Genomic DNA, 5,284 nt, shown 5'->3' with positions numbered 1-5,284 from the left:
TCCAGCACATCGGGGGTGACGATGAAATCGCGGCCGTAAAAGGCGCGGCGGCCAAGGATATAGGACACCGGCTCGCGCGCTTCGCGGCGGGCGATCAGAGCATCAAAAGTGGCTTGGGCGGCCTCGGGCACCGGTTCGGCCAGTTCCAGCGTCAGCCGCCCGGGCGCGATGCCCAGAGCCTCGGCCAGCAACCAGCGGGCGTCGCGCGGGGCGTCGGGAACGCCGGCGACGCGCAACCGGGCGATTGCGGCGGCAAGCAGTTCGTTTCCGGTCATTCCTGCATCTCCGCCAACTTGCGCGCCTGATCGTCCGCGATCAGCGCGTCGATAATGTCGTCCAGATCGCCCTGCATCACCTGATCCAGCTTATAAAGCGTCAGGTTGATGCGGTGATCGGTCATCCGGCCTTGCGGGAAATTATAGGTTCGGATGCGCTCGGACCGGTCGCCCGAGCCGACCTGAGCCTTGCGGTCGGCGGCGCGGGCCTGATCGGCGCGCTGGCGTTCCAGATCATACAGCCGGGTGCGCAGAACCTGCATGGCGATGGCGCGGTTCTGGTGCTGGGATTTCTCGGAGCTGGTCACGACGATGCCGGTCGGAATATGGGTGATCCGCACCGCGCTGTCGGTGGTGTTCACGTGCTGGCCGCCGGCGCCGCTGGCGCGCATCGTGTCGATGCGGATATCGGTGGCAGGGATGTCGATATCGACCTCTTCGGCCTCGGGCAGCACCGCGACCGTCGCGGCCGAGGTGTGAATTCGCCCGCCGCTTTCAGTGGTTGGCACACGCTGCACCCGGTGCACACCGGATTCGTATTTCAGCCGGGCGAACACGCCATCGCCCTGCACATTGGCGATGACTTCCTTGATACCGCCCAGTTCGCTTTGCGCCAGTTCGATGATTTCAAACCGCCAGCCGCGGCTTTCGGCGTATTTCTGATACATCCGCAGCAGATCGCCCGCGAACAGCGCCGCCTCGTCGCCGCCGGTGCCGGGGCGGATTTCGATGATCGCCGGGCGGGCGTCGGCGGCATCGCGCGGCAAAAGCGCCAGTTGCAGCGCCTGCTCCATCTCGGGGATGCGGGATTTCAGGTTGGGCAGTTCCTCTTGCGCCAGCGCGCGCATTTCCGGGTCTTGCAACATCGCCTGCGCCTCGGCCAGATCGTCCAGCGCCTGCCGATAGGCGGCGATCTGGTCGGCCACGGGTTTCAGCTCGGAATATTCGCGGCTGATGCGGGCGAAATCACCGGTCGCGCCCTGAGCCATCTGCGCCTCAAGGAATTCGAACCGTTGGGTAATCTGATCGAGTTTGTCGAAAGGAACCATGCGTTCCGTGTTGCCCAACCAAGCGATGCGGTCAAGGGGTCAGGCCGGGGAAAGCCGCGCCACCCAGCCGCGAATCCGCGTGGCATTGACGCCGAAATCCTTGCCTCCGAACCGCTGGCGGCCGCGAATATGCACGCCGTTCGCGCCGATCCAGACATTGGTGATGTCGGGAAATCCCCAGAACGCCGTGCGGCTGACATAGCTGAGATGCCCGTCGGCCAGCGATCCGGCCAGACGCCTTGTGCGCGGGCTGTTCAGGATGATCCGGTCCAGCGCCGCCAGTTGCGCCTGCGGGTCGTCGGTCAGCGGCAGCACGATTTCGAACCCGATCGGCACCACCTGTTCGCCCACCGGCTTGTCCGGCCCGCGCTTGTGGAACCGCGCGGCGGGCAGTGGCGTCAGGCGGATATAGGCCATCAGCGCCACGATCAGCAGCACCACCACGATCAGGGACAGGCTTGTCAGCCCCCTCACCCGCGTTTGTTCCAGCAGTAAAGGCACATCAGTTCGACCGCGACATGGGCACCGGCGATGGCCGTAGCCCCGGTGGTGTCGAACGGCGGCGAGACCTCGACCACATCGCCGCCAACCATGTTGATCCCAGCCAGATCGCGCAGCATATGCGCCACCTGCGCGCTGGTCAGCCCGCCCCAGACCGGTGTGCCGGTGCCGGGCGCATAGGCCGGGTCCAGCGCGTCGATGTCAAAGGTCACATAGGTCGGATGGGTGCCGAGAATGGATTTGATCTTGGCCACGGCGGCGGCGGTGCCGCCCTCGTGCACCTCGCGGGCGTCGATGATGTTGACGCCCATCGTGTCGGGGTTTTCAGTGCGGATGCCGACCTGCACGCTGCGCGCCGGGTCGATCAGCCCCTGTTTCACCGCCTTATAGAACATGGTGCCGTGGTCGATGCGGTCGAAATCGTCATCGGCCCAGGTGTCGGAATGGGCATCGAAATGTAGCAAGGACAGCGGGCCGAATTTCTGCGCATAGGCGCGCAGGATCGGGAACGAGATATAATGATCGCCGCCCAGCGTCAGGCTGCCGGCGCCCGCCGCCAGAATGCCACTGATATGCGCGGTCAGGGCCGCCGGAAAAGCGCGGGTATCGGCATAATCGAACGCCAGATCGCCGTAATCGGCGATGTTGAAGTCATCGACCGGGTTAAAGCCCCAGCCATAGGGCGGATCAAAGGCCTGAAGCGCGCTGGCCTCGCGGATGGCGCGCGGGCCCAGACGGGTGCCGGGGCGGTTGGTCACTGCCTGATCGAACGGCACGCCGGTGATGGCCAGATCGACGCCGGTCAGATCCTTGCTATAGGTCCGGCGCAGGAACGAGGTCGCCCCGGCAAAGGTGTTTTCAAAGGCAAGGCCGCGATAGCCCTGCCGGGTGAATGCCGAGTCGATCTGTTTGGCGGCGTCTTCCAATGCCATTGCGGCGCTCCCGTGCTGTGTCGTCCGAGATTAGCGGCAAATTCCGCGGCCTGACCAGCCTTGTCGCGCCTAAGGCGTCAGGCGCGTGACGTCATGTCGATAGATCCAGTCGAACCGGCGCAGCATCAGGTCCGGCGCCACCGCGCCCACCAGTTTCAGCGCCAGATGACCCGCCGTGCGTTTTGGGCCGGTCAGGTGATAGTTGCGGGCGTTTTTCGAGGCGGCATCGACCACTTCGATACAACGGTCGCGCCGTGCCAGTTGATAGGCCGCCAGACCGGCCTCGGGTGTATCATGCCCGGCCAGCGACGCGGCCAGAACCCATGCGTCCTCAAGCGCCATATTGGCACCCTGCGCCATGAACGGCAGCGTCGGATGCGCGGCATCGCCAAGGATCGCCGCCCGGCCGTTCTGCCAGACCTGCGCCACCGGATGCCGGAACAACCCCCACAGGAACACCTCGTCAACCTGCGCCAGCAGATCGCGCACTTCCGGCGCGAACCCGGCAAAGGCCGCGCGCAGATTGGCCGGGTCGTCCTTAGTGGACCAGCTTTCTTCGGCCCAGTCGCTGCGCTCTTCCACGGCAACGATATTCATCAGCTTGCCTTCGCGCAGCGGATAGCGCACCAGATGCCGCCCCGGCCCCATGAAGACTTTGACCTCGGCATCTGAAACAGTGTTCAAAGGCACCGTCGCCCGCCATGCCACCTGCCCGGTAAACCGCGGCGCGGCAACGCCATTTAACGCACCACGCAGCACCGAATGCAGCCCATCGGCGCCCAGAACCAGCCCGGCGCGCACCTCAGCCCCCTGCACCATGGTCAGCCGCGCGCCGTCCTCGTCAAAGGCGATATCGGTGACCTGTTGCAGCAGCCGGATGCGCACGCCAGCCGCGCGCGCGGCGGTGGCCAGCATATCGACCAGATCGGCGCGGTGGACAAAATAATAGCCGCCCTCGCCCGCGCTCATGTCCAGCCGCAGCACCCGCTTGCCGCTGGGCCCGTCGCACAGATTGACGGCGCGGCCCCGGATACAGGTCTGTTTCAAAACGCGTTCCAGCCCCAGCGCCCGCAGCACCGCAACCCCGTTCGGGGAAATTTGCAGCCCGGCGCCGACCTCGCGGATGGCGTCGGCCTGTTCCAGAACCGTGACCTGCGCCCCGCGCTGTGCCAGCGCCGTTGCGACCGCCAGACCGGCGATCCCGCCACCCAATACCGTGATATGTTGACCGATCAGCATGCGTCGCCCCGATAAGAAAACACCGGGGCGCTGGGCCCCGGTGCTGGTTAGTCCTGACAATCCCCGCGATCAGTCGTCGCGGTGAACTTTTTCGCGGCGTTCATGCCGTTCCTGAGCCTCAAGGCTGAGGGTCGTCGTCGGCCGTGCATCCAGACGTTTCAGCGAAATCGGCTCGCCAGTTTCCTGACAATACCCATATTCGCCCTCGTCGATCCGGCGCAGCGCCCCGTCGATCTTGGACACAAGTTTGCGCTGGCGATCACGGATGCGCAGTTCCAGCGCGCGATCGGTTTCCTCGCTGGCGCGGTCGGCCAGATCGGGGATGTTGCGCGTGCCGTCCTGCAAGCCTTCGATGGTGGATTTGCTTTCATCCAGAAGCTCGGCCTTCAGGGCATTGAGCTTGCGGCGAAAATACTCGAGCTGGCGCTCGTTCATGAACGGTTCGTCCTCTGCGGGACGATAATCGTCTGGCAAGAAAACTTCGGCCTTCATACCTGCTCCCTTTTGCAGGCCGGGCCCGAATGTCGTCGTAACGTCAGTCACCCGGCTCTCCTTGGGGGTTGCCTTACCCCAATGATGGGGGGTTGTCACTAGCATATAGTGTCGCTTTAAGGCTTTTTGAAGCCTGGTAAGGCACGCCTAAATAACCGGCAAATTCAGGATAGGAAATCATATGAAATTCGCATCGACCGAATCCTACATCGCAACCGAAGATCTGTCGGTCGCTGTGAACGCCGCCGTGGCGCTGGAGCGGCCGCTGTTGGTCAAGGGCGAACCCGGCACCGGCAAGACCGAACTGGCCAAGCAGGTCGCGCAAAGCCTTGGCCTGCCGATCATCGAGTGGCACATCAAATCGACCACCCGCGCTCAGCAGGGTCTGTATGAATATGACGCCGTCAGCCGCCTGCGCGACAGCCAGCTGGGCGATCCGCGCGTCAATGACGTGCGCAACTATATCCGCAAGGGCAAGCTGTGGCAGGCCTTTGAAGCGACCGAGAAAGTGGTGCTGCTGATCGACGAGATCGACAAGGCCGATATCGAGTTCCCCAACGACCTGTTGCAAGAACTGGACCGGATGGAATTCCACGTTTACGAGACCGGCGAGACCATCCGCGCCACCACCCGTCCGGTGGTTATCATCACGTCAAACAACGAGAAAGAACTGCCCGACGCGTTTCTGCGGCGCTGTTTCTTTCACTACATCCGGATCCCGGACATGGAGACGATGAAGCGCATCGTGGGGGTGCATTTCCCCGGCATCAAGGACGCGCTTCTGACCGCGGCGCTG

Annotated in this window: 6 protein-coding genes and 1 pseudogene; 1 reads left to right on the top strand and 6 read right to left on the bottom strand. The window is 64.0% G+C overall.

All coding sequences use genetic code 11. The annotated features are described in order from the left end of the window. The 6 genes and pseudogenes from ABYW26_RS09970 to dksA all read right to left on the bottom strand — a co-directional run. Window positions 1-275 (bottom strand): annotated as a pseudogene (locus tag ABYW26_RS09970) (peptide chain release factor N(5)-glutamine methyltransferase); the annotation flags it as partial. Beyond that, a complete protein-coding gene (prfA, locus tag ABYW26_RS09965; protein ID WP_372604686.1) occupies window positions 272-1,324 on the bottom strand; it encodes a peptide chain release factor 1 in 1,053 nt (350 codons plus the stop codon). The pseudogene ABYW26_RS09970 and the gene prfA, both read right to left, overlap by 4 nt. A 39-nt stretch (window positions 1,325-1,363) precedes the next feature. Next, window positions 1,364-1,798: a DUF1499 domain-containing protein gene (locus ABYW26_RS09960; RefSeq protein ID WP_372604685.1), complete on the bottom strand. Its 435-nt coding sequence runs from the start codon at window positions 1,796-1,798 to the stop codon at window positions 1,364-1,366. Beyond that, window positions 1,795-2,757 (bottom strand): agmatinase, encoded by a 963-nt coding sequence (gene speB, locus ABYW26_RS09955; protein ID WP_372604684.1) that lies wholly within the window; start codon window positions 2,755-2,757, stop codon window positions 1,795-1,797. The genes ABYW26_RS09960 and speB overlap by 4 nt, the downstream gene beginning before the upstream one ends. A 69-nt stretch (window positions 2,758-2,826) precedes the next feature. Then, entirely contained in the window at window positions 2,827-3,996 is a 1,170-nt protein-coding gene (locus tag ABYW26_RS09950; protein WP_372604682.1) for an FAD-dependent monooxygenase, read from the bottom strand. 69 nt (window positions 3,997-4,065) lie between these two features. After that, window positions 4,066-4,488, bottom strand: coding sequence for an RNA polymerase-binding protein DksA (gene dksA / locus ABYW26_RS09945; RefSeq protein ID WP_372604687.1), 423 nt, complete (start codon window positions 4,486-4,488; stop codon window positions 4,066-4,068). Window positions 4,489-4,669: 181 nt separating this feature from the next. Between dksA and ABYW26_RS09940 the strand changes: the two genes are divergently transcribed. Further along, window positions 4,670-5,284, top strand: a 615-nt coding sequence (locus ABYW26_RS09940; RefSeq protein ID WP_372604681.1) for an AAA family ATPase, incomplete at its 3' end; no start/stop codon positions are given.

It is taken from the genome of Actibacterium sp. (genome assembly GCF_041584535.1).
Lineage (GTDB): Bacteria > Pseudomonadota > Alphaproteobacteria > Rhodobacterales > Rhodobacteraceae > Actibacterium_D.
This window is presented reverse-complemented; position numbering and strand designations above follow the sequence as displayed.

Excerpts from the sequence above, each read along its gene's own strand:
- prfA (WP_372604686.1), bottom strand. The coding sequence starts at position 1,324 with ATGGTTCCTTTCGACAAACTCGATCAGATTACCCAACGGTTCGAATTC.
- speB (WP_372604684.1), bottom strand. The coding sequence starts at position 2,757 with ATGGCATTGGAAGACGCCGCCAAACAGATCGACTCGGCATTCACCCGG.
- ABYW26_RS09950 (WP_372604682.1), bottom strand. The coding sequence starts at position 3,996 with ATGCTGATCGGTCAACATATCACGGTATTGGGTGGCGGGATCGCCGGT.
- dksA (WP_372604687.1), bottom strand. The coding sequence starts at position 4,488 with ATGAAGGCCGAAGTTTTCTTGCCAGACGATTATCGTCCCGCAGAGGAC.